21 protein-coding genes are annotated in these 22,271 nt (G+C 71.5%); 7 read left to right on the top strand and 14 right to left on the bottom strand.

The window, feature by feature from the left end:
- Positions 1-30: 30 nt before the first annotated feature.
- Positions 31-399: a four-helix bundle copper-binding protein gene (locus IH50_RS0131645; protein ID WP_030870096.1), complete on the bottom strand. Its 369-nt coding sequence runs from the start codon at positions 397-399 to the stop codon at positions 31-33.
- A 170-nt stretch (positions 400-569) separates the two neighbouring features.
- On the opposite strand from IH50_RS0131645, the gene IH50_RS0131640 reads away from it, so the two are divergent.
- A complete protein-coding gene (locus tag IH50_RS0131640; protein WP_030870094.1) occupies positions 570-1,733 on the top strand; it encodes a phospholipase D-like domain-containing protein in 1,164 nt (387 codons plus the stop codon).
- 76 nt (positions 1,734-1,809) lie between these two features.
- Here IH50_RS0131640 and IH50_RS0131635 read toward each other — a convergent pair whose 3' ends face one another.
- A complete protein-coding gene (locus tag IH50_RS0131635; RefSeq protein WP_030870092.1) occupies positions 1,810-2,967 on the bottom strand; it encodes an acyl-CoA dehydrogenase in 1,158 nt (385 codons plus the stop codon).
- 181 nt (positions 2,968-3,148) lie between these two features.
- Here IH50_RS0131635 and IH50_RS0131630 point away from each other — a divergent pair, with 181 nt between their 5' ends.
- Positions 3,149-4,492 carry a UDP-glucose dehydrogenase family protein gene (locus IH50_RS0131630; protein ID WP_030870089.1) on the top strand — a complete coding sequence of 448 codons (1,344 nt, stop codon included), beginning with the start codon at positions 3,149-3,151 and terminating at the stop codon, positions 4,490-4,492.
- A 228-nt stretch (positions 4,493-4,720) separates the two neighbouring features.
- Here the strand turns inward: IH50_RS0131630 and IH50_RS0131625 are convergent, their stop codons facing one another.
- Positions 4,721-5,227, bottom strand: a complete 507-nt coding sequence (locus tag IH50_RS0131625) for a CGNR zinc finger domain-containing protein (RefSeq protein ID WP_030870085.1) — start codon at positions 5,225-5,227, stop codon at positions 4,721-4,723.
- Positions 5,228-5,346: 119 nt separating this feature from the next.
- Between IH50_RS0131625 and IH50_RS0131620 the strand changes: the two genes are divergently transcribed.
- Both IH50_RS0131620 and IH50_RS0131615 read left to right on the top strand, forming a co-directional pair.
- The gene (locus IH50_RS0131620) at positions 5,347-5,706 is read left to right on the top strand and encodes a VOC family protein (protein WP_030870083.1); all 360 of its coding nucleotides are present in this window, start codon (positions 5,347-5,349) and stop codon (positions 5,704-5,706) included.
- Positions 5,707-5,728: 22 nt separating this feature from the next.
- The gene (locus IH50_RS0131615; RefSeq protein WP_030870077.1) at positions 5,729-6,121 is read left to right on the top strand and encodes a VOC family protein; all 393 of its coding nucleotides are present in this window, start codon (positions 5,729-5,731) and stop codon (positions 6,119-6,121) included.
- An 18-nt stretch (positions 6,122-6,139) separates the two neighbouring features.
- On the opposite strand, the gene IH50_RS0131610 is transcribed toward IH50_RS0131615, so the two are convergent.
- The 3 genes from IH50_RS0131610 to IH50_RS0131600 are packed head-to-tail and all read right to left on the bottom strand — an operon-like array spanning position 6,140 to position 8,984.
- A complete protein-coding gene (locus IH50_RS0131610; RefSeq protein WP_030870074.1) occupies positions 6,140-7,318 on the bottom strand; it encodes a dipeptidase in 1,179 nt (392 codons plus the stop codon).
- A gap of 5 nt (positions 7,319-7,323) precedes the next feature.
- Positions 7,324-7,848: a 5-(carboxyamino)imidazole ribonucleotide mutase gene (purE, locus tag IH50_RS0131605; protein ID WP_030870071.1), complete on the bottom strand. Its 525-nt coding sequence runs from the start codon at positions 7,846-7,848 to the stop codon at positions 7,324-7,326.
- Positions 7,845-8,984 carry a 5-(carboxyamino)imidazole ribonucleotide synthase gene (locus tag IH50_RS0131600; RefSeq protein ID WP_030870069.1) on the bottom strand — a complete coding sequence of 380 codons (1,140 nt, stop codon included), beginning with the start codon at positions 8,982-8,984 and terminating at the stop codon, positions 7,845-7,847. The genes purE and IH50_RS0131600 overlap by 4 nt, the downstream gene beginning before the upstream one ends.
- Positions 8,985-9,181: 197 nt before the next feature.
- Here IH50_RS0131600 and IH50_RS0131595 point away from each other — a divergent pair, with 197 nt between their 5' ends.
- On the top strand, positions 9,182-9,730 hold the full coding sequence (locus IH50_RS0131595) for a GtrA family protein (RefSeq protein ID WP_051767522.1): 549 nt from the start codon (positions 9,182-9,184) through the stop codon (positions 9,728-9,730).
- A gap of 3 nt (positions 9,731-9,733) precedes the next feature.
- Here IH50_RS0131595 and IH50_RS0131590 read toward each other — a convergent pair whose 3' ends face one another.
- Both IH50_RS0131590 and IH50_RS0131585 read right to left on the bottom strand, forming a co-directional pair.
- Positions 9,734-11,008, bottom strand: coding sequence for an ATP-binding protein (locus tag IH50_RS0131590; protein ID WP_030870064.1), 1,275 nt, complete (start codon positions 11,006-11,008; stop codon positions 9,734-9,736).
- 54 nt (positions 11,009-11,062) lie between these two features.
- Positions 11,063-11,740, bottom strand: a complete 678-nt coding sequence (locus tag IH50_RS0131585; RefSeq protein ID WP_030821646.1) for a response regulator transcription factor — start codon at positions 11,738-11,740, stop codon at positions 11,063-11,065.
- 515 nt (positions 11,741-12,255) lie between these two features.
- Between IH50_RS0131585 and IH50_RS0131580 the strand changes: the two genes are divergently transcribed.
- Positions 12,256-13,752: an oligopeptide:H+ symporter gene (locus IH50_RS0131580; RefSeq protein WP_030870061.1), complete on the top strand. Its 1,497-nt coding sequence runs from the start codon at positions 12,256-12,258 to the stop codon at positions 13,750-13,752.
- A gap of 319 nt (positions 13,753-14,071) precedes the next feature.
- On the opposite strand, the gene IH50_RS0131575 is transcribed toward IH50_RS0131580, so the two are convergent.
- Together IH50_RS0131575 and IH50_RS0131570 are read right to left on the bottom strand one after the other, a co-directional pair.
- A complete protein-coding gene (locus tag IH50_RS0131575; RefSeq protein ID WP_030870059.1) occupies positions 14,072-14,635 on the bottom strand; it encodes an ATP-binding protein in 564 nt (187 codons plus the stop codon).
- A gap of 242 nt (positions 14,636-14,877) precedes the next feature.
- A complete protein-coding gene (locus IH50_RS0131570) occupies positions 14,878-15,255 on the bottom strand; it encodes an STAS domain-containing protein (RefSeq protein ID WP_030870057.1) in 378 nt (125 codons plus the stop codon).
- 257 nt (positions 15,256-15,512) lie between these two features.
- Between IH50_RS0131570 and IH50_RS0131565 the strand changes: the two genes are divergently transcribed.
- A complete protein-coding gene (locus IH50_RS0131565) occupies positions 15,513-16,439 on the top strand; it encodes an RNA polymerase sigma factor SigF (RefSeq protein ID WP_030870053.1) in 927 nt (308 codons plus the stop codon).
- Between the two features lie 114 nt (positions 16,440-16,553).
- Here the strand turns inward: IH50_RS0131565 and hutI are convergent, their stop codons facing one another.
- From hutI to hutU, 4 genes are all read right to left on the bottom strand, one after another.
- Positions 16,554-17,726 carry an imidazolonepropionase gene (gene hutI / locus IH50_RS0131560; protein WP_234328271.1) on the bottom strand — a complete coding sequence of 391 codons (1,173 nt, stop codon included), beginning with the start codon at positions 17,724-17,726 and terminating at the stop codon, positions 16,554-16,556.
- A 23-nt stretch (positions 17,727-17,749) separates the two neighbouring features.
- Entirely contained in the window at positions 17,750-19,093 is a 1,344-nt protein-coding gene (locus IH50_RS0131555; RefSeq protein ID WP_030870040.1) for a formimidoylglutamate deiminase, read from the bottom strand.
- Positions 19,090-20,292: an allantoate amidohydrolase gene (locus IH50_RS0131550; protein WP_030870038.1), complete on the bottom strand. Its 1,203-nt coding sequence runs from the start codon at positions 20,290-20,292 to the stop codon at positions 19,090-19,092. Before IH50_RS0131550 ends, IH50_RS0131555 begins: the two co-directional genes overlap by 4 nt.
- Before the next feature lie 293 nt (positions 20,293-20,585).
- Positions 20,586-22,250 carry a urocanate hydratase gene (gene hutU, locus IH50_RS0131540; protein WP_030870036.1) on the bottom strand — a complete coding sequence of 555 codons (1,665 nt, stop codon included), beginning with the start codon at positions 22,248-22,250 and terminating at the stop codon, positions 20,586-20,588.
- Positions 22,251-22,271 lie beyond the last annotated feature (21 nt).

The following is a 22,271-nucleotide window of genomic DNA, read 5'->3' as shown; positions in this document are numbered from 1 at the left end:
GGGTGCCCACAGCCGTGTCCGGCGACGGCGTCACATCGTGGCGCCCGCCATGGCACGGCACATCTCGGAGCAGCGACGGCAGGACTCGGCGCAACGCGCCATCCTCTCGTCGCCCGGCATGGACATGCACGCCTCGGCACACATGTCGCAGGCCTGCGCGCACATCATGCACATCTCGTTCGCCAGGGGCGAGCGGCGCATCATCATGTCCGCGCACATGCGGGTCATCTCCGAGCAGTCCATGAGCGCCCGCATGATCGGCATCCGGGCCTCGCCGCCCGCCTGCAGACAGGAGCTCATGGTCTCCTCGCACATACCGTGGCAGGCCATGCACGCCTGGACGCAGTCCTGCGCCTCCTGGCTCATCGGTTCCGTGGTGATCGGCTGCTGCTGGGTCATGGTTCCTCCCAGGGAGACGGAGAGGGCCGGGTCCCGGCCCCCGCCCTCTCCGTCCTACGCCCCCTCCCCCATGACCACCACAGGACGGCCCGGACCACGTCTTTGCTTGGAAACACCGGCAGCGGAAAAAAGAGACGGGGCGGGAACGAACGATCCAGGGGAGGGCCCACATGACACCACAGGCGGAGAGACAGCGGCTGCGCAGACGGCTGGAACGGCTCCTCGGCATCGCCGCGACCGAGGGCAACGAGCTCGTGCCGCTGCGCAACGGCGACCGGATCTTCCCCGCGATGCTGGAGGCCATCCGCGCCGCGGAGCACACCGTCGACATGATGACGTTCGTGTACTGGCGCGGCGACATCGCGCGGGAGTTCGCCGACGCCCTGGCCGAGCGGGCCCGCGCGGGGGTCCGGGTACGGCTGCTGCTGGACGGTTTCGGCGCCAAGGAGATCGAGCCGGAGCTGCTGGACGCCATGGACGACGCCGGCGTCCAGGTGGCCTGGTTCCGCAAGCCCACCCGGCTGTCCCCGATGCGGCAGAACCACCGCTGTCACCGCAAGGTCCTGGTGACCGACGAGCACACCGCGTTCACCGGGGGCGTCGGCATCGCCGAGGAGTGGTGCGGTGACGCCCGCGATCCCGGCGAGTGGCGCGACACCCACGTGAAGGTCAGGGGGCCGGCCGTGGACGGCATCGCCGCGGCCTTCGCCCAGAACTGGGCCGAGTGCCACGACGAGCTGTACGACGAGCACGACCGCTTCACCGCGCAGGAGCAGCCGGGGAACGCCACGGTGCAGGTGGTGCGGGGTTCGGCCAGCTTCGGCTGGCAGGACATGCAGACGCTGCTGCGCGTGGTGATCACCTCGGCGCGGGAGCGCTTCCGGCTGTCCACGGCCTACTTCGCGCCCGACACCTACTTCATCGACCTGCTGGCCGCCGCCGCCCGCCGGGGCGTGCGGGTGGAGATACTGCTGCCGGGGCCGCACACCGACCAGCGGGCCTGCCAACTGGCCGGCCGGCAGCACTACCAGACCCTGGTCGACGCGGGCGTGGAGGTGCGGGAGTACCAGCCGACCATGCTGCACACGAAGGTCATCACCGTGGACGGCGTCTGCTCCCTCATCGGCTCCACCAACTTCAACCGCCGCTCCCTGGAGCACGACGAGGAGGTCATGCTGGCCGTCCTCGACGAGGACTTCACGGCCGCGCTGGACGCCGACTTCGACGCCGACCGCGAGCTGAGCGAGCCCGTCGACCCGGCCCGCTGGCGGCGCCGCCCCCTGACCGAACGCCTCGCCGAGGCCGCGGTCACCCCGATCCGCCGCTTCCTGTGACGGCGCATGCCGGGCGGAAGAGGCGGAGGGCGCCCGGCCCCCCGGACGCCCTCCGCTCCCTCCGGCCCGCCCGCCGTTACGGCAGGTTGCGGGCCATCACGATCCGCTGGACCTGATTCGTGCCTTCGTAGATCTGGGTAATCTTCGCGTCGCGCATCATGCGCTCGACCGGGTAGTCGCGGGTGTAGCCGTAGCCGCCGAGGAGCTGGACGGCGTCGGTGGTGACCTCCATGGCGACGTCGGAGGCGAAGCACTTGGCGGCGGCGCCCTGGAAGGTGAGGTCGCTGTCGCCGCGCTCGGACTTCGCGGCGGCGGCGTAGGTGAGCTGGCGGGCGGCCTCGATCTTCATGGCCATGTCGGCGAGCATGAACTGGATGCCCTGGAAGTCGGCGATCGGCTTGCCGAACTGCTTGCGCTCCTGGACGTAGCCCTTGGCGTAGTCGAGGGCGCCCTGGGCGATGCCGAGGGCCTGGGCGGCGATGGTGATGCGGGTGTGGTCCAGGGTCCGCATCGCGGTGGCGAAGCCGGTGCCCTCCTCGCCGATCATGCGGTCGGCGGGGATGCGGACGTTGTCGAGGTAGACCTCGCGGGTCGGGGAGCCCTTGATGCCGAGCTTCTTCTCCGGGGCGCCGAAGGAGACGCCCTCGTCGGACTTCTCCACGACGAAGGCGGAGATGCCCTTGGAGCGCTTGGTGGGGTCGGTGACGGCCATCACCGTGTAGTACTCGGACTCGCCGGCGTTGGTGATCCAGCGCTTCACACCGTTGAGGACGTAGGTGTCGCCGTCGCGGACCGCCCGGGTCTTCATGCCGGCCGCGTCGGAGCCGGCGTCGGGCTCGGACAGGCAGTACGAGAACATGCCGTCACCCTTGGCGAGCGGGGTCATGTACTTCTTCTTCAGCGCCTCGGAGCCGGAGAGGATCACCGGCAGCGAGCCCAGCTTGTTCACGGCCGGGATGAGGGAGGAGGAGGCGCAGACGCGGGCCACCTCCTCGATCACGATGACCGTGGCGAGGGCGTCAGCGCCCGCGCCGCCGTACTCCTCGGGCACGTGCACGGCGTGCAGGTCGTTCGCGGTCAGCGCGTCCAGGGCCTCCCGGGGGAAGCGGGCCTCCTCGTCCACCGCGGCGGCGTACGGCGCGATCTTCGCCTCGGCCAGCGCGCGGACGGCGTCACGGAGCATGTCGTGCTCCTCGGACGGGCGGTACAGGTCGAAGTCAGCCGATCCGGCCAAGGTCTCTCACGCTCCAAAACACTGCGATGCTGGTCACGCTAACTACCGTTAAGTAACTCAAATTTTAGAGCGTCATCCACGGTTGTGGATAGGTGAGCTGGACGACAGCCCACCGGTGGCGGTCCCGTGCCCCCGGTTATGCTCGGGCCCGCACCCCACGCCGTAGACCCCTGGAGCACGCATGGCCCTCAAGATCACCGTGATCGGCACCGGTTATCTCGGCGCGACCCACGCGGCGGCCATGGCGGAGCTGGGGTTCGAGGTGCTGGGTCTCGATGTCGTACCGGAGAAGATCGACAAGCTCCGGCGCGGTGAGGTCCCGATGTACGAGCCGGGGCTGGAGGAGCTGCTGCGCAGGCACGTGGCCGGGATCGAGGGGTCCAGCGGGCGGCTGCGGTTCACGATGGACTGGGCCGAGCTCGGGGAGTTCGGCGACGTCCACTTCGTGTGTGTGAACACCCCGCAGCGGCACGGCGAGTACGCCTGCGACATGTCGTACGTGGACTCCGCGATCGCCTCGCTCGCGCCGCATCTGAAGGGTGCGGCGCTGGTCGTGGGCAAGTCGACGGTGCCCGTCGGCTCGGCGGACCGGCTGGCCGCCTACCTGGCCGAGCACGCCCCCGCGGGGGAGGACGCGGAGCTGGCGTGGAACCCCGAGTTCCTGCGCGAGGGCTTCGCCGTGCGGGACACGCTGCACCCGGACCGGATCGTGGTGGGGGTGCGCAGCGAGCGGGCGGAGAAGGTGCTGCGGGAGGTGTACGCCACGCCGGTCGGGGAGGGTTCGCCGTTCGTGGTGACGGACTTCGCGACCGCGGAGCTGGTGAAGACCTCGGCGAACTCCTTCCTGGCCACGAAGATCTCGTTCATCAACGCGATGGCCGAGGTGTGCGAGGCCGCGGACGGTGACGTCGCCAAGCTGGCGGAGGCCATCGGCTACGACGACCGGATCGGCGCGAAGTTCCTGCGGGCCGGGATCGGTTTCGGCGGCGGCTGCCTGCCGAAGGACATCCGGGCGTTCATGGCGCGCGCCGGTGAGCTGGGCGCGGACCAGGCGCTGACGTTCCTGCGGGAGATCGACTCGATCAACATGCGCCAGCGCGGCCGGATGGTGGAGCTGACCCGGCAGGCGCTGGGCGGCGGGTCGTTCCTGGGCAAGCGGGTGGCGGTGCTGGGCGCGACCTTCAAGCCGGACTCGGACGACGTCCGGGACTCGCCGGCGCTGAACGTGGCCGGGCAGATCCACCTGCAGGGCGGCCAGGTCACGGTGTACGACCCGAAGGGCATGGACAACGCCCGCCGTCTCTTCCCGACCCTGGGGTACGCCGACTCGGCGCTGGAGGCGGTGCGCGGCGCGGACGTCGTACTGCACCTGACGGAGTGGCGGGAGTTCCGTGAGCTGGACGCGGCGGCGCTGGGCGAGGTGGCGGCCCAGCGGCTGATCCTCGACGGGCGCAACGCGCTCGACCCGGAGGTGTGGCGCCGGGCCGGCTGGCGTTACCGCGCGATGGGGCGCCCCACCGCGTAGCCGGAAAGCGGAGGGCGCCGGTTCGGCCGAGGCTCAGTCGGCCGAACCGGCGCCCTGCCGCATTCTGCCAAACCGGACGCGGGCGCGGTGCGGCTACGCGCTCTTCGCGTGGACCCGGCAGCGCTCTGAAGGGTCGCGGGGCCGTATTGACGTGCGGCTACCGCCGCGTGGGCGCGACCAGCCACGACGGCTCAGCAGACGACCGACATCACACCGCCGGCGGAGCGTTCACGCCCCCTTCGCCCGGTAGCGCCGCATCTTCGCGCGGGCCCCGCACACCTGCATGGAGCACCAGCGGCCGCGTCCGGCGGGGCTGCGGTCGTAGTACGCCCAGAGGCAGTCGTCGGCCTCGCAGGCCTTCAGCCGGTTCCAGGTGCCCGCCGTGACCGCCTCGGCGACGGCGGCGGCGATACGGGCGAGCAGGGGCCCGTCGTCGACGGGGACGAGTGCGGCGGAGCCGTCCGCCGGGTCGACGGTGACCACCAGGGGCGCCCGGGCGAGCAGCTCGCCGAGCGGGGTGACCGCGCGGTGGGGCGGGTGTCCGGCGTGGGCGAGCAGGGTGGCGCGCAGGGATTCGCGCAGTTCGCGGGCGGATGCGACGGTGTCCTCGGTGAGCCCGAACGGCGCGCGGCCGTCCGCCGTGTCCAGCGCGTCGGCGCCCGATGCGACGTCCAGCGTGTTGACCAGGGCCTGGACCAGGGCCAGCCGCCCGGGCGGAGCCGCTCTCTCACTCATGCCTGGACGCCGCCTCTCCCTTTGTTTTGTTTATCCCTTGCGACGTTACCTCCGATGCGGGAGCATGCGGTAACGGTTACTGGTTACCCGGCTTTGACGGTAACAACGAGGAGGAAGTCATGTCCGTTGCCAAGGTGGGCGCCGTCGTCCTGGACTGTCCGGACCCCCGCACGCTGGCCGGTTTCTATGCCGGACTGGTGGGCGGCACCGTGGTGGACGAGGGCGAGTGGGTGGACCTGAAGGTGGACGGCGGCCCGACGCTGGCCTTCCAGGCGGCTCCGGGGTATGTGGCGCCGGAGTGGCCGTCGGCCGAGCGCTCGCAGCAGTTCCACCTGGACCTGACGGTCGAGGACCTGGACGCGGCCGAGAAGGAGGCGCTGGCGCTGGGCGCGAGGCCGCTGGACGCCGACGACCGCTCGCGGACCTTCCGGGTTTACGCGGATCCGGCCGGGCACCCGTTCTGCCTGTGCGCCTGCTGACCCGCTGAACCCTGGAGGATCCATGGCCCCCGTGGCCCGTCTGCGCTCCGTCGTCCTCGACTGTCCCGACCCGCGGGAACTGGCCGTCTTCTACGCGGCCGTCGGCGGCGGCACGCCCGTGGAGGAGAGCCCCGACTGGGTGGTGCTGCAGATCCCCTCGGGGCCCCGGCTCGCCTTCCAGCGGGCGCCGGGGCACACCCCGCCCGACTGGCCGAGCGCCGGCCACGACTCCCAGCAGTTCCACCTCGACTTCGACGCCGGCGGGACCTGGGAGGAGATCGACGCGGCCGAGGCGAAGGTGCTGGCGCTGGGGGCGCGGGTGCTGGACCGGGAGGACGACGAGAGCAAGGGCTTCCGGGTGTACGCCGATCCGGCGGGGCATCCGTTCTGCCTCTGCCGGATCGAACAGCCCTGACCTGACGGTCCTGGCCGCTCAGCCGTCCAGGGAGGCCAGGGTGGCGTTGGACGGGGCGCGGGTTTCCCGGAGGTGCCGGGCCACGTCCTCCGCGGCGCCCAGGACCCGTACCGCGTTCTTCCACGTGAGCTTGGCCAGGTCGGCCTTCGACCAGCCGCGGTCGAGGAGCTCGGCGATCAGGTTCGGGTAGCCGGAGACGTCGTTCAGGCCGTCGGGGGTGAAGGCCGTGCCGTCGTAGTCGCCGCCGATGCCGAGGTGGTCGACGCCGGCGACCTCGCGCATGTGGTCGAGGTGGTCGGCCACGGTGGACACGGTGGCGACCGGGCGCGGGTGGGTCTCCTCGAAGGCGCGGTGGATCCGCATCCCCTCGGCGGTGGTGTCGAGAGGGTGGAAGCCGTGGGCGCGCATGTTCTCGTCGGCCGCGGCCGTCCAGTCGACGGCCGCCTGGAGCACGAACTTCGGCACGAACGTCACCATCGCGACACCGCCGTTGGCGGGCAGCCGCTCCAGCACGTCGTCGGGGATGTTGCGCGGGTGGTCGCAGACCGCGCGGGCGGAGGAGTGCGAGAAGATCACCGGCGCCGAGGTGGTGTCCAGCGCGTCCCGCATGGTCGTCGCGGCGACGTGGGAGAGGTCGACCAGCATGCCGAGCCGGTTCATCTCCCGCACCACCTCGCGGCCGAAGGCCGACAGTCCGCCCACGCCGGGCTCGTCGGTCGCCGAATCCGCCCACGCCACGTTGAAGTTGTGGGTGAGGGTCAGATAGCGCACGCCGAGGTCGTACAACCCCCGCAGCGTGCCGAGGGAGTCGGCTATGGAGTGGCCGCCCTCCGCCCCCATCAGGGAGGCGATACGGCCCTGGCTCCGCGCGGCCTCCATGTCGGCGGCGGTCAGCGCGGGCGCCAGCTCCTCGGGGTGGCGGGCCAGCAACTGCCGTACGCAGTCGATCTGTTCCAGCGTGGCCGGTACCGGGTCGGGCAGGTCCGCGCGGACGTACACCGACCAGAACTGCGCGCCGACCCCGCCCGCGCGCAGCCGGGGGAGGTCGGTGTGCAGGTGGGCGGACTGGTCGCCGGCGATGTCGCGGGCGTCGAGGTCGTAGCGGACCTGTTCGCGCAGCGCCCACGGCAGGTCGTTGTGCCCGTCGACGACGGGGAACTCGCGCAGCAGCTCCCGGGCCCGGTCCAGCGAGGTCATCCGCGTCACTTCCCGAAGCCGAAGCCGGCGGCGGAGCCCTCGGCCTTGGCGCGCAGCCGCTTGCCCTTCTCGGTGGCCTGGTCGTTGAGCTCCTGCTGGAACTCCCGCATCCGGCCGAGGAGTTCCTCGTCGTGGGCGGCGAGGACGCGGGCCGCGAGCAGGCCCGCGTTGCGCGCGCCGGCGACGGAGACGGTGGCCACGGGCACGCCGGCCGGCATCTGCACGATGGACAGCAGGGAGTCCATGCCGTCGAGGTACTTCAGCGGCACGGGCACGCCGATGACGGGCAGCGGGGTGACCGAGGCGAGCATGCCGGGCAGGTGGGCGGCGCCGCCCGCGCCCGCGATGATCACCTTGAGTCCCCGGTCCGCGGCCTGCTCGCCGTACGCGATCATCTCGCGGGGCATGCGGTGCGCGGAGACGACGTCGACCTCGTAGGCGATCTCGAACTCGTCGAGGGCCTTGGCCGCCGCTTCCATGACGGGCCAGTCGGAGTCCGACCCCATGACGATGCCGACAACAGGGCTCATTCGGTGATCGTGCCTCTCAGGTAGCCGGCTGCGTGACGGGCGCGCTCCAGCACGTCGTCCAGGTCGTCGCCGTAGGTGTTGACGTGGCCCACCTTGCGGCCGGGCTTCACGTCCTTGCCGTACATGTGGATCTTCAGCTGGGGGTCGCGGGCCATGCAGTGCAGGTACGCGGAGTACATGTCCGGGTAGTCGCCGCCGAGGACGTTGACCATGACCGTCCACTTCGCGCGCGGGCGGGGGTCGCCGAGCGGGAGGTCGAGGACGGCGCGGACGTGGTTGGCGAACTGGCTGGTGATCGCGCCGTCCTGGCTCCAGTGGCCGCTGTTGTGCGGGCGCATCGCGAGCTCGTTGACGAGGATGCGTCCGTCGCGGGTCTGGAACAGCTCGACCGCGAGGTGGCCGACGACGCCCAGCTCCTTGGCGATGGTCAGCGCCATCTCCTCGGCCTTCAGCGCGAGGGCCTCGTCGAGGCCGGGGGCGGGCGCGATGACTGTGTCGCAGACGCCGTCGACCTGCCGCGACTCGACGACGGGGTAGGCGACGGCCTGCCCGTGCGGGGAGCGGACCACATTGGCGGCCAGCTCGCGCACGAAGTCGACCTTCTCCTCGGCGAGGACGGCGACACCGGCCTTGAACGGCTCGGCGGCCTCCTCGACGGAGCCGACGACCCACACGCCCTTGCCGTCGTAGCCGCCGCGGACCGTCTTGAGGACGACGGGGAAGCCCTCGCCCTCCGCGGCGAACGCGGCCACGTCCTCGGGGCCGTCCACGATGCGGTGCCGCGGGCAGGGCACCCCGATCGCGTCGAGCTTCGCGCGCATCACGCCCTTGTCCTGGGCGTGCACGAGCGCGTCGGGGCCCGGCCGGACGGGGATGCCGTCCGCCTCCAGGGCCCTGAGGTGCTCGGTGGGCACGTGCTCGTGGTCGAAGGTGATCACGTCGCAGCCGCGCGCGAACGCGCGCAGCGTCTCCAGGTCGCGGTGGTCGCCGACGACGACATCGCCGACGACCTGCGCCGCGGAATCCTGCGGAGTGTCACTGAGGAGCTTGAACTTGATGCCGAGCGGGATGCCCGCCTCGTGTGTCATACGAGCGAGCTGGCCACCGCCGACCATGCCGACTACCGGGAACGTCACGCCCCCAGGGTATCGGCCGAGCCACCGTGGCCGGTTTACCGGCCTCTTCCCGGACGATCCGCGAGTGATCCGCGAGTGGTCCTCGGCGGATCTGCGGCCGATCCGCGGTCGCGTTCCTCGTCCGCAGGAAGATCGCGGATGCGGATGGTTAGCATGGTCTGATCGACGCCAACCGACGGACGGGGGCCAGCACCACCATGGGACACGGTTCCTCAGGGCCTCCGACCACGGCCCCGGCTCCGGCCCCGCGCGGCACCGTACGGGAGCGGATCGACCGGCTGGTCCGCGAGGTCGTGAAGTTCGGTGCGGTCGGCGGAGTGGGCCTGCTGGTCAATCTCCTCGTGTTCAACCTGGTCCGGCAGGTGACGGACCTCCAGGTGGTGCGAGCGAGCGTCATCGCGACCGTCGTCGCGATCGTCTTCAACTACCTCGGCTTCCGCTACTTCGCCTACCGGGACCGCGACAAGTCCGGGCGCACCCGGGAGATGACGCTGTTCCTGCTGTTCAGCGCGGTCGGCCTGGTGATCGAGAACGGTGTGCTGTACACGGCGACGTACGGTTTCGGCTGGGACAGCCCGCTGCAGAGCAACATCTTCAAGTTCCTGGGCATCGGTGTGGCGACCCTGTTCCGCTTCTGGTCGTACCGGACCTGGGTGTTCCGCGCGCTGCCGGTGCGGGAGCCGGTGACGCGGGGCGCCCCCTCCGACGACTCCCAGGGCTCCCGCACGACGCAGCGCGTGCCCTGACCGTCAGCGCACCGTCCGGTGGGACTCGTCGTCCGGGGACTTCTGCGGCGGTGTGCGGGAGAGGAACAGGCCGAAAACGGCCGGGCTGGCCTGGAGCATCTCCAGGCGGCCGCCGTCCGCCTCCGCGAGGTCGCGGGCGACGGCGAGGCCGATGCCGGTGGAGTTGCGGCCGCTGATCGCCCGTTCGAAGATCCGCGCGCCCAGGTCGGCGGGGACACCCGGTCCCTCGTCGGTGACCTCGACGACGACCTGGTTGCCGGTGACGCGGGTACGCAGGGCGACCGTGCCGCCCCCGTGCATCAGCGAGTTCTCGATCAGCGCCGCCAGCACCTGGGCGACCGCGCCCGGCGTGCCCACCGCCCGCAGCCCGCGCTTGCCGGAGGTGACGATCGCGCGGCCCGCGCTGCGGTAGGCGGGGCGCCACTCGGCGAGCTGCTGCTGGATCACCTCGTCGAGGTCGAAGGTGACCGCGGAGCCGGTGCGCGGGTCGCGGGAGTTGGTCAGCAGCCGCTCCACCACGTCCGTCAGCCGCTCCACCTGCGTCAGCGCGATCGTGGCCTCCTCCTTCACCGTGTCCGGGTCGTCGGTGAGGGTGATCTCCTCCAGGCGCATGGACAGGGCGGTGAGGGGGGTGCGCAGCTGGTGGGAGGCGTCGGCGGCGAGGCGCCGCTCGGCGGTCAGCATGCGGGCGATGCGTTCGGCGGAGTGGTCCAGCACGTCCGCGACCCGGTCCAGCTCGGGAACGCCGTAGCGGCGGTGGCGGGGGCGGGGGTCGCCGGAGCCGAGGCGTTCGGCGGTCTCCGCGAGGTCGGTCAGCGGGGAGGCGAGCCTGCTGGCCTGGCGGATCGCCAACAGTACCGCCGCGACCACCGCGAGCAGCGCCACCAGGACGATGATCAGCAGCGTACGGCCGACCTCCCGGGTCACCGAGGAGCGCGGCTCCTGGACGGTGACCGTCTCGCCCTCCTCACCGGGTTCCGTGGCGCTGATGACGTCGCCGTCCGGCTTGGTGCCGACCTCGATGGGCGGCTTGCCGGGGATCTCGATGACGGCGTACCGGTCCTCGGTGACCTGGTCGCTGATGATCTCGGCGGTGACCTTGTCCTCGACGAGCAGCCGGCTGTCGACGATGCTGGCCAGCCGGACGGCCTCGGACTCCACCCGCTCCCGGGCGCTCTCGCTGATGGTGCGGGTCTCGACGATCACCAGGGAGACGCCGAAGACGGCGATCACGACGAGAACCACGGCGAGCGTGGACTGGATCAGGCGGCGGCGCATGTCCTCTTACTCACTGGCGAACCCCGGTTGCCCGCGGGCGGGCCCCGGCGGGGTTCAGCTCTTCTCGAAACGGAAGCCCACACCGCGCACGGTCGCGATGTAGCGGGGGTTGGCCGCGTCGTCGCCCAGCTTCTTGCGCAGCCAGGAGATGTGCATGTCGAGGGTCTTGGTGGAGGACCACCAGGTGGTGTCCCAGACCTCGCGCATCAGCTGGTCGCGGGTGACGACCCGGCCCGCGTCCCGTACCAGGACCCGCAGCAGGTCGAACTCCTTCGCGGTGAGCTGGAGCTCCTCGTCGCCCATCCAGGCCCGGTGCGACTCGACGTCGATGCGCACGCCGTGGGTGGCGGGCGGCTGCTGGGGTTCGGCGGAACCGCGCCGCAGCAGGGCCCGGACCCGGGCCAGCAGCTCGGCGAGCCGGAACGGCTTGGTGACGTAGTCGTCGGCGCCCGCGTCCAGGCCGACGACCGTGTCCACCTCGTCGGCGCGCGCGGTCAGGATCAGCAGGGGAACCGTGTGCCCCTCGGAGCGGAGCCGGCGGGCGACCTCCAGACCGTCCATGCCGGGCAGTCCGAGGTCCAGCACCACCAGGTCGACGCCGCCCTGCATGCCGGCTTCGAGCGCGGTGGGTCCGTCCTCACGCACCTCGACTTCGTATCCCTCCCGGCGCAGGGCGCGGGCCAGCGGCTCCGAGATGGACGCGTCGTCCTCGGCGAGCAGTACACGGGTCATGCCAGTGATGGTAGTCCCGCCGTCACGGGGCCCGGGGTGTGATCGCGAGCGTTGACTCTTACCTCCGGCATACCCGTTTCTCACCTGAGGCGGCTCCGGTTCGCACCTGCGGCTGTGGGGTGCGAACCTAGGGCAGACCTTCGAATGAGTGATCGCGGTTCCGGTGAAACCTGTGATCCTCGTCTCAAGTCCTTCCATATCCGGCACTGTCCTGCCGTATGGTGAATCAACGCCTGTTGCACCACGGGGACCTTTGGCGCAGTTGACGCCGAGGGTCTCTTTTGTGTGCGGGCCGGCCTGTGCGCCGGCCCCGGAAGGAATGACCTGTGGCCGGGCCCCGTCGCGCGCAGACGCACGGCGGGGCGTGGATCCCGGTGGTCGCCGTCCGCCGTTCCGCGACCCGGAGCGGCCCTCCCCCGGGCGTGGGGTGGACGGTCAGGCCCCGCTGGTGCCGGCCGCCCCCCACCGGGCGCGTACACGCTCGCGCGACGCGTCCCGACCAGCAAGGATCGACCATGGCGTCCAGCCTGACGAAGGACTCGGTCACTCCGGGCACCCCCGGATCCGAGAAGACCTTCTTCGGCCACCCCCGCGGACTGGCCACTCTTTTCATGACCGAGATGTGGGAGCGTTTCTCCTACTACGGCATGAGGGCTCTGCTCCCGCTGTACCTGGTCGCGCCGGGCGGCCTCGGCCTCAGTGCCGGCACCGCGACCGCGATCTACTCGGTGTACCTCTCGCTGGTGTACCTGCTCACGATGCCGGGCGGCTGGTTCGGCGACCGTGTCTGGGGACCCCGCAAGACCGTCGCCGTCGCCGGCGGAATCATCATGCTGGGCCACCTGACGCTGGCCCTGCCCTCCTCCGGCACCTTCTACGCGGGGCTCGGCCTGGTCGCCATCGGTTCCGGTCTGCTGAAGGCCAACATCTCCACGATGGTCGGCCAGCTCTACCAGGGTCCGGACGACCCGCGCCGGGACGGTGGCTTCACCGTCTTCTACATGGGCATCAACCTGGGTGCCTTCGCCGCGCCGCTGGTCATCGGCACCATCGGTGAGAGCGTCAACTGGCACCTGGGCTTCGCGCTCGCCGCGCTGGGCATGGGCCTGGGCGTGGTCCAGTTCCTGCTCGGCAGCCGCCACCTGGCCCCCCACTCCAGCGTGGTCCCGAAGCCGCTGTCGGCGGAAGAGAAGACCTCCACGCTGCGCAAGGCCGCGTTCTGGGCCGCGCTCGCCGTCGTCTTCTACGCGATCGTCGGCTTCTCCGGCGCCTACACCCTGAACTGGATCCTGGTCCCGCTGACCCTGCTCGGCGTGATCATCCCGGTGCTGGTGCTGACCCGCATCAAGCGTGACAAGTCCCTGGACCGCGCCGAGCAGTCCAAGATGTCGGCGTACATCTGGTTCTTCGTCGCCGCCGCCGTCTTCTGGATGATCTACGACCAGGGCGGCTCGACGCTGTCGCTCTTCGCCGACTCCTCGGCCGAGAACAGCGTCCTCGGCTGGGACTTCCCGGTCTCCTGGTACCAGTCGGTCAACCCGGTCATCATCATGGCCCTGGCCCCGGTCTTCGCCACGCTGTGGCTGGCGCTCGCCCGCCGCGGCAAGGAGCCGAGCACGATCGTCAAGTTCTCCTTCGGTCTGGTCCTGGTCGGTGCGTCCTTCTTCCTCTTCCTGGCCCCGCTGGGCATCGCGGAGGGCGGCCACAAGGCGGCGGCCATGTGGCTGGTGGCGATCTACTTCGTCCAGACCTGCGGCGAGCTGCTGCTCTCCCCGGTCGGCCTGTCGGTGACGACGAAGATGGCTCCGGTGAAGTACGCCTCGCAGATGATGGGCGTCTGGTTCCTGGCCGTCACCGCCGGTGACGCCACGACCGGTCTGCTCTCCCTCGCCGGTGTCGACCTGAACAAGACGGGCATCGTCGCGATGGAGGCGAGCCTCGCGGTGGTCGCCGGTGTCGCGGTGTGGATGTACCGCGGCAAGGTCAAGGCCCTCATGGGCGACGTGCGCTGAGCCTTTCCCGGCTCGCCGAAGGGCCCCGCATCCATCGGATGCGGGGCCCTTCGGGCGTTCAAGGGGGTGGGGGTGCGATCCTTTGCTTTTTTCGCCCCCGCCGCCCCTTCCCGTCCCTACCTGGGGCTCCGCCCCGGACCCCGCTCCTCAAACTCCCCCAGAGGGGCTGAGATTTAGCCCCTCCGGCGTTTGAGGAGCAGGGGTCTGGGGGCAGCGCCCCCGGGGACGGGAATGGGAAGGGGCGGCGGGGGCGAGGAAACCCTCAGGCCGGAACCGGCGCGGACCGGTGCCGGGCTCCGGCCGCGACCGCGGGCCGGAGCTACGCGGGTGCCCCGAGTTCCGCCCAGACCGTCTTGCCCGCGACCTCCGGGGCCCGTACGACCCCCCAGTCCAGACAGAGCCGCTGCACGATGAACATGCCGTGGCCACCCGGCCGCCCCGCCCGGTGCGGGGTGCGCGGGGCCGGCTGCCCCGCACCCCGGTCGGTGACCTCGATCCGGATCACCTTCCTGTCGCAGGTGATGGCCAGATGGTCCGGCCCCTCGGCGTGCAGGCAGGCGTTGGTGACCAGCTCGGAGACGACGAGCAGGACGTCCTCGGCGGCGGCCCGCCGGTCGGCGGTGGCCGCGGGCAGCCAGCCCCACGCGTACAACGCCTGGCGGGTGAAGTCACGGGCGAGCGGTACGACGCCGCTCTGGTCGTCGAAGCTCAGCCGGCGGACCTGACCGCCGTCCGACGGCTCGGAGGACTCCGGCGGCACGGTGGGCACGGCGACGCCCCCGTCGGGCGCGCTCCTCGTCGGCGCGCCGCCCACGGGCGGCCCGGAAGCGCCACTGGGCTCCGGACCGCGGTCGCCCGGCGAGCAGGGCCGGGTGGTGCTCATCAGCGCTTCACCTCACCGTGTCACCAGTTCACGATTCACAAGTTTCCGTACTCGATCGGTCACGCGCATACGGCGCGTCCGGTTCCCGGCGCCCTCGCGACCACCGTGTCCGGCGCGTTCAGGGTGTCTCCTGCCCGGGCGGACCGAGGGGACACCCCCGTATTCGCACGAAAAGGCGCGGCGGAAGGGACTCTCCGACGACGGGAGTGACGGGAGCGCCCCGCCGGGCGTGCCCGCGCGGGTCACGCCGAATCGTCGGCCAGCGCCGCCTCGAGAGTGTCGTGGACGGTGAACACCGCGTCCGCCCCCGTGATCTCGAACACCCGCGCGACGACGGGCTGCATCCCCACGAGATGGACCCCGCCCCCTGCCGCCTCGGCCTTCAGCCGGGCACCGAGCAGCACGTTCAGCCCCGTGGAGTCACAGAACTCCAGCCGGGAGCAGTCGATGACAAGCCGCTTGAATCCCTTGGCGAGGCAGTCCTCCAGTGGCTCACGCAACAGATCGGCGGTGTGGTGATCCAACTCACCCGCCGGAGTCACGACGGCACTGGGGCCCTCTTCTCGCACCTCGACCAGAAGCCGGCCAGACTGTGCGCTGCCGACCGTCCCGCGGTCCATGCCGTCTCTCTCTCCCGACCTCGTGGCTGCCTGCTGACGTCCTCGAACATTACGCCCTATGGCCACGCTTCGACAGCCGAACAATCACACACAAACGGACATATACGAACGTAACGCACTTGCGGTTGGCTCGGGAAAGCGGGTAGGGCTAGTAGGAACACGCACCCAGGCAAGAACACGTAACCGACACGGCCGGCTTTGGAGGCGCCGCACACCGCAGTGCACGTATCGGCTTCGGCAGCCATATGCCGAGAACGATGGAGGACATCATGTCACCCCGGCTCGACGCATCGCGTACCCCTGAAGCGACGTCGACACTCCCTCCGGAACATCTGAATCCCATCGAACAGGACGACCTGGTCGTCGTCCCGGACGACCTGCTCGCCGGGCTCCCGGAGATCCCCCCGTACGACGAGGTGGGACCGGTCGACGCCCGAGCCCTCTCCAAGACCCTCTTCGAGCGCCTCGAGTCGCTGGAGGAAGGCACCCACGAGTATTCGTACGTACGCAACACGCTCGTGGAGCTGAACCTCGCCCTGGTCAAGTTCGCCGCCTCCCGTTTCCGTTCGCGCAGCGAACCGATGGAGGACATCATCCAGGTCGGCACCATCGGCCTGATCAAGGCGATCGACCGCTTCGAGATGTCGCGCGGCGTGGAGTTCCCCACCTTCGCGATGCCCACCATCATCGGCGAGATCAAGCGCTTCTTCCGCGACACCTCGTGGTCCGTGCGCGTGCCGCGCCGGCTGCAGGAGCTCCGGCTCGACCTGGCCAAGGCCGGTGACGAGCTGGCCCAGCAGCTGGACCGGGCGCCGACGGTGGCCGAGCTGGCCGGGCGTCTGGGCATCACCAACGACGAGGTGATCGAGGGCATGGCGGCGTCGAACGCCTACACCGCCTCCTCGCTGGACGCCCAGCCGGAGGAGGACGACACCGAGGGCGCCCTGGCGGACCGGATCGGGTACGAGGACCACGGACTCGAAGGCATCGAGTACATCGAGTCGTTGAAGCCCCTGATCGCCGAACTGCCGCAGCGGGACCGGAAGATCCTCTCGCTGCGCTTCGTCGCGGGCATGACCCAGTCGGAGATCGGCGAGGAACTGGGCATCTCCCAGATGCACGTCTCCCGCCTGCTGTCGCGGACGCTGGTGAAGCTGCGCAAGGGGCTCACGGTCGAGGAGTGATCCTCACCGGGTGACGCCTGTCCTCAAGGGGGCGGTCCGGGACCGGGCCGCCCCCTTCGGGATGTCCCGGAGCCGGACTGCCCCTTCGGGATGTCCCGGGGCGCCTCGCGCCGCTCACACCTCGCGCACGCCCCGTCGCCACACGCCCGCGACCAGCGGCACACCGGGCCGGTAGGCGAGGTGGACGTGGCTCGGGGCGTCGAGAAGGGTGAGGTCGGCGTACGCGCCCGGGGTCAGCCGGCCGATGTCGGTGCGGCGCAGGGCCGCCGCGCCGCCCGCCGTGGCCGACCAGACGGCCTCGTCCGGCGTCATCCCCATGTCCCGCACCGCGAGCGCGACGCAGAAGGGGACGGAGGACGTGAAGGACGAGCCGGGGTTGCAGTCGGTGGACAGCGCGACCGTGGCCCCGGCGTCGAGGAGCCGCCGGGCGTCCGGCCACGCGGCGCGGGTGGAGAACTCGGCGCCGGGGAGCAGGGTGGCGACGGTGTGGCTGTTCGCGAGGGCGTCCACGTCGGCGTCGGTGAGGTGGGTGCAGTGGTCGGCGCTGGCCGCGTCGAGCTCGACGGCGAGCCGGACGCCGGGGCCGTACGACAACTGGTTGGCGTGGACGCGCGGGTGCAGGCCCTTCGCCTTTCCGGCGGTGAGGATCGCGCGGGCCTGGTCGCCGTCGAAGGCGCCCTTCTCGCAGAAGACGTCGATCCAGCGGGCGTACGGCGCGCAGGCGTCCAGCATCTCGCCGGTGACCAGGGCGACGTAACCGGCCGGGTCCTCGGCGTACTCGGGCGCGACGACGTGGGCACCGAGGTAGGTGACCTCGTCGGTGTGGCGGGCGGCCAGGCGCAGGGCGCGGGCCTCGTCCTCGACGGTCAGGCCGTAGCCGGACTTGGTCTCGAAGGTCGTGGTGCCCTGGCGGAGCGCCTCGCCGAGGAGACGGGTGAGGTTCGCCTCCAGTTCCGCGTCGCCGGCGGTCCGGGTGGCGGCGACGGTCGTACGGATGCCGCCGGCGCTGTAGGCGCGGCCCGACATGCGGGCGTTGAACTCCTCGGTGCGGTCGCCGGCGAAGACCAGGTGGGAGTGGGAGTCGACGAAGCCCGGCAGGACCGCCCGGCCTCCGGCGTCGACCCGGTTGTCAGTGGCGGGTGCTTTGCTTGATTCACCGGTCCACACGACGCGGTCGCCCTCGATGACGACGGCCGCGTCCCGGATCAGACCGAGAGGGGAACTGTCACCGAGGGAGGGGTCGTTGGTGACCAGCGTGGCGATGTCGCTGATGACGGTGCTGCTCATGATGGCGTCCTCGTGGGTGGTCGTCAGGCGCGCAGTGCTTCGACGGCCCGCGCGAGGGCTCCGGGCACATCGGGGACGAGCGTGTGCGCCCCGTCGCGTACGACGTGCCGGCCCGCGACGACCGTGTGCCGTACGTCCGCGGCCGTCGCGGCGAATACGGCCGTCTCGGCGCCGAGTCCGGGCGGTGGCCCCGCTGTTCTGACCGAGTCGAGGGCGATCGTGACGAGGTCGGCGCGCGCACCGGCCTCGATGCGGCCGGTGTCGTCCCAGCCGAGGGCCGCGTGTCCGTCGGCGGTGGCGGCCCGCAGCAGCGCGGCGGCCGTCCAGTGGCCGCGGGTGCGGGTGCGCAGCCGCTCGTCGAGCTCCATCGCGCGGGCCTCTTCGAGCAGGTCGATCACGGCGTGGCTGTCGGAGCCGAGACAGAGCGGGGAGCCCTCGTTCTGCAGGGCGGCGGCGGGTCCGATGCCGTCGGCGAGGTCGCGTTCGGTGGTCGGGCACACGCAGGTGCCGGTGCCGCTGCCGCCGATGAGGGCGATGTCCTCGGCGGTGAGGTGGGTGTTGTGGACACCGGTGGTGCGCGGTCCGAGGACGCCGTGCAGGGCCAGGAGCTGCGTCGGGGTGCAGCCGTGGGCCTCCCGGCAGGCGTCGTTCTCGGCGGTCTGCTCGGACAGGTGCACATGGAGCGGGGCCCGCCGCTCCTCGGCCCACCGCGCCACGGTCGCCAGCTGCTCCGCCGGTACGGCCCGTACGGAGTGGACGGCCGCCCCGATCCGTGCGTGATCCCGTTCCTTGAGAACTGAACAGCGTGTGGCCCAGGTGTCCACGTCGCCGTCGGAGAAGCGGAGCTGGTGGGTGGTGGGCGGCTGTCCGAAGCCGGAGGAGAGATAGGCGGTGTCGAGGAGGGTGATGCGGATCCCGGCTTCGTCGGCGGCCTCGATGAGCGCCTCGCCCATGGCGTTGGGGTCGGCGTAGGGCGTGCCGCCGGGGGCGTGGTGGACGTAGTGGAACTCGCCGACGGTGGTGATGCCGGCCAGCGCCATCTCGGCGTAGGTCGCGCGGGCGAGGGCGTGGTACGTGTCCGGGGTGAGCCGGCCGGCCGTGGCGTACATGACCTCGCGCCAGGTCCAGAAGGTCCCGGACCCCACCTGGACGGTGGAGCGCAGGGCGCGGTGGAAGGCGTGGCTGTGGGCGTTGGCCAGTCCGGGGAGGGTCAGTCCGCGCAGGATCTCGGCGCCGGGCGGCGGGGCGGGGGTGTCCGGGCGGACGGCGGTGATGCGGCCGTCCCGGACCTCTACGGCCACGCCCGGCTCGACGTGGGTGCCGAGCCAGGCGTGCTCCAGCCAGTACGTCCGCGGGGTGGCAGTCACGTGCGGGCCAGTCCTTCCAGTACGTCGGCGAGGGCGAGGACCCCGGCCACGCAGTCGTCCTCGGTGGCGTACTCGGCCGGGGAGTGCGAGACGCCGGTGGGGTTGCGCACGAACAGCATGGCGGTCGGGACGCGTCCGGAGAGGATTCCGGCATCGTGTCCGGCGCCGGTGCCGAGGACGGGCACCTTGAGGTCGGTGTCGCTGCCGAGGATGCGTGCGAGTTCGTCGCGCAGGGCGTGGTCGAACTCGACGACGGGGGTGAAGGACTCGCGCTCGACGTCGAGGGTGACGCCGTGCTCCCGCGCGTGGACGCGGGCGGCCTCCCGTACGGCCTCGACCACGGTGTCCAGGCTCTCCTGGTCGGCGGCCCGGGAGTCCAGCCAGCCGCGCACCAGGGAGGGGACGGCGTTGACGCCGTTCGGCTCGACGGTGATCTTGCCGAAGGTGGCGACGGCACCGGCGAGTCCGGCCTCGCGGCGGGCGGCGAGGACGGTCTCGGCGTACGGCAGCATGGGGTCGCGCCGGTCGGCGAGGCGGGTGGTGCCGGCGTGGTTGGCCTCGCCCCGGAAGTCGAACCGCCAGCGGCCGTGCGGCCAGATGGCGGACGCGATGCCGACGCGGTCGCCGGACAGGTCCAGGGCGCGGCCCTGTTCGACGTGGAGTTCGACGAAGGCGCCGATGCGGTCGAGCCGTTCGGGGTCGGGGCCGATGGTGCCGGGGTCGTGTCCGGCGGCCTCCATGGCCTGCGGGAGGGTGATGCCGTCCGCGTCGGTGAGCCGGTGGGCCTGCTCGACGGTGAGCGCGCCCGCGGTGAGCCGGGAACCGACACAGGCGAGTCCGAAGCGGGCGCCCTCCTCGTCCCCGAAGTTGACGATGCCGAGCGGCTTGCCGAACCGCACGCCCCGCCGCCGCAGCTCATCCAGCGCGGCGAAGGCGGACACGACCCCGAGGGGCCCGTCGAAGGCCCCGCCGTCCGGCACCGAGTCCAGGTGCGACCCGGTGACGACGGCGTCCCCGTCGGCCGGATCCCCGAGCCAGGCCCATTGGTTCCCGTTCCGGTCGGTCTCGTAGGCCAGCCCGCGGCTGCGCGCCTGCGCCTCGAACCAATCCCGGCATTCGGCGTCGGCCCCGCTCCAGGCGAACCGCCGGTAGCCGCCGGAAGCGGCCTGGCGCCCGATGGGCCGCAACTGAGCCCACATCTCATGAAAGGAGACCCCGCCAAGCCCCGAACCAAGCCCGTCCCGCAGACCGCCGCCCCGCCCAGACTGAAGGCCGTCGCCCCGCTCAGACTGCGAGCCGTCAACCCGCCCAGGCTGCGAGCCGTCGCCCCGCCCAGGCTGCGAGCCGTCAACCCGCCCAGGCTGAGGGCAGTCGTTCCGCGGGGCGATGGGGGTCCCCCCGTTCGAGCGAAGCCGAGAGTGGGGGAGGGTGGGCACAGCCGGACCCGCGGGCGGCGACGACGCACCCGCCCCCGCCGAGGAGTTGCCGTCACTCACGCCGTGTCACCCTCACGCATCGGCACGCGCACGCCCCGCTCCCCCGCCACCGACTCCGCGATGTCGTACCCGGCGTCGACATGCCGGATCACCCCCATCCCGGGGTCGTTCGTGAGCACCCGCCGGATCTTCTCCCCCGCCAGCGCGGTCCCGTCGGCGACCGTCACCTGCCCCGCGTGGATCGACCGCCCCATCCCCACACCCCCACCGTGGTGGAGGGACACCCACGACGCCCCCGAAGCCACGTTCACCATCGCGTTCAGCAACGGCCAGTCGGCGATCGCGTCGGACCCGTCCAGCATCGCCTCGGTCTCCCGGTAGGGAGAGGCCACCGAACCGCAGTCGAGATGGTCCCGCCCGATGACGACCGGCGCGGCCAGCTCCCCGCTCGCGACCATGTCGTTGAACCGTTCCCCCGCCCTGTCCCGCTCCCCGTACCCCAGCCAGCAGATCCGCGCGGGCAGTCCCTGGAAGCGCACCCGCTCCCCCGCCATCCTGATCCACCGGGCCAGGGACTCGTTCTCCGGGAACAGCTCCAGGACCGCCTTGTCGGTCTTGGCGATGTCGGCGGGGTCACCCGACAGCGCGGCCCACCGGAAGGGCCCCTTGCCCTCGCAGAACAGCGGCCGGATGTACGCCGGCACGAACCCCGGGAAGGCGAACGCGCGCTCGTACCCGGCGAGCTGGGCCTCACCGCGGATGGAGTTGCCGTAGTCGAACACCTCGGCGCCGGCGTCCTGGAAGCCGACCATCGCCTCGACGTGCCGGGCCATGGACTCGCGGGCCCGGGTGGTGAAACCGGCCGGGTCCTTCGCGGCGGCGTCCGCCATGTCCTCGAAGGCGACGCCCACCGGCAGGTACGCCAGCGGGTCGTGGGCGGAGGTCTGGTCGGTGACGATGTCGATGGGCGCGCCCATGGCGAGCAGGTGCGGCACCAGCTCGGCGGCGTTGCCGAGGACGCCGATGGACAGCGGCTCGCGCCGGTCCCGGGCCTCGACGGCCAGTCGGAGGGCGTGGTCGAGGGAGTCGGCCCTCACGTCGAGGTACCGGTGCTCGATGCGGCGGTCGATGGCGCGCGGGTCGCAGTCGACGCAGATCACGACGCCGTCGTTCATGGTGACGGCCAGCGGCTGGGCGCCGCCCATCCCGCCGAGTCCGGCGGTGAGGGTGATGGTCCCGGCGAGGGTGCCGCCGAACTTCTTCGCGGCGACGGCGGCGAAGGTCTCGTAGGTGCCCTGGAGGATGCCCTGGGTGCCGATGTAGATCCAGGAGCCGGCGGTCATCTGCCCGTACATGGTCAGGCCGAGGGCCTCCAGGCGGCGGAACTCCTCCCAGGTGGCCCAGTCGCCGACGAGGTTGGAGTTGGCGATGAGGACGCGCGGGGCCCATTCGTGGGTCTGCATGACGCCGACGGGGCGGCCGGACTGGACGAGCATCGTCTCGTCCTGCTTGAGGGTGCGCAGCGTGCGGACCATGGCGTCGAAGGAGCGCCAGTCGCGGGCCGCCTTCCCCGTGCCGCCGTAGACGACGAGCTTGTCGGGGTGCTCGGCGACCTCCGGGTCGAGGTTGTTCTGCAGCATCCGCAGGGCGGCCTCCTGCTGCCATCCCAGGGCGCTCGGTTCGGTGCCGCGCGGCGCTCGGACAGGGCGGGGTCCGGACATGGGGCTGCCTCCTGTGCTGCG

This window comes from Streptomyces sp. NRRL S-37 (genome assembly GCF_000721605.1).
In the GTDB taxonomy this organism is placed as follows: Bacteria; Actinomycetota; Actinomycetes; order Streptomycetales; family Streptomycetaceae; genus Streptomyces.
This window is presented reverse-complemented; position numbering and strand designations above follow the sequence as displayed.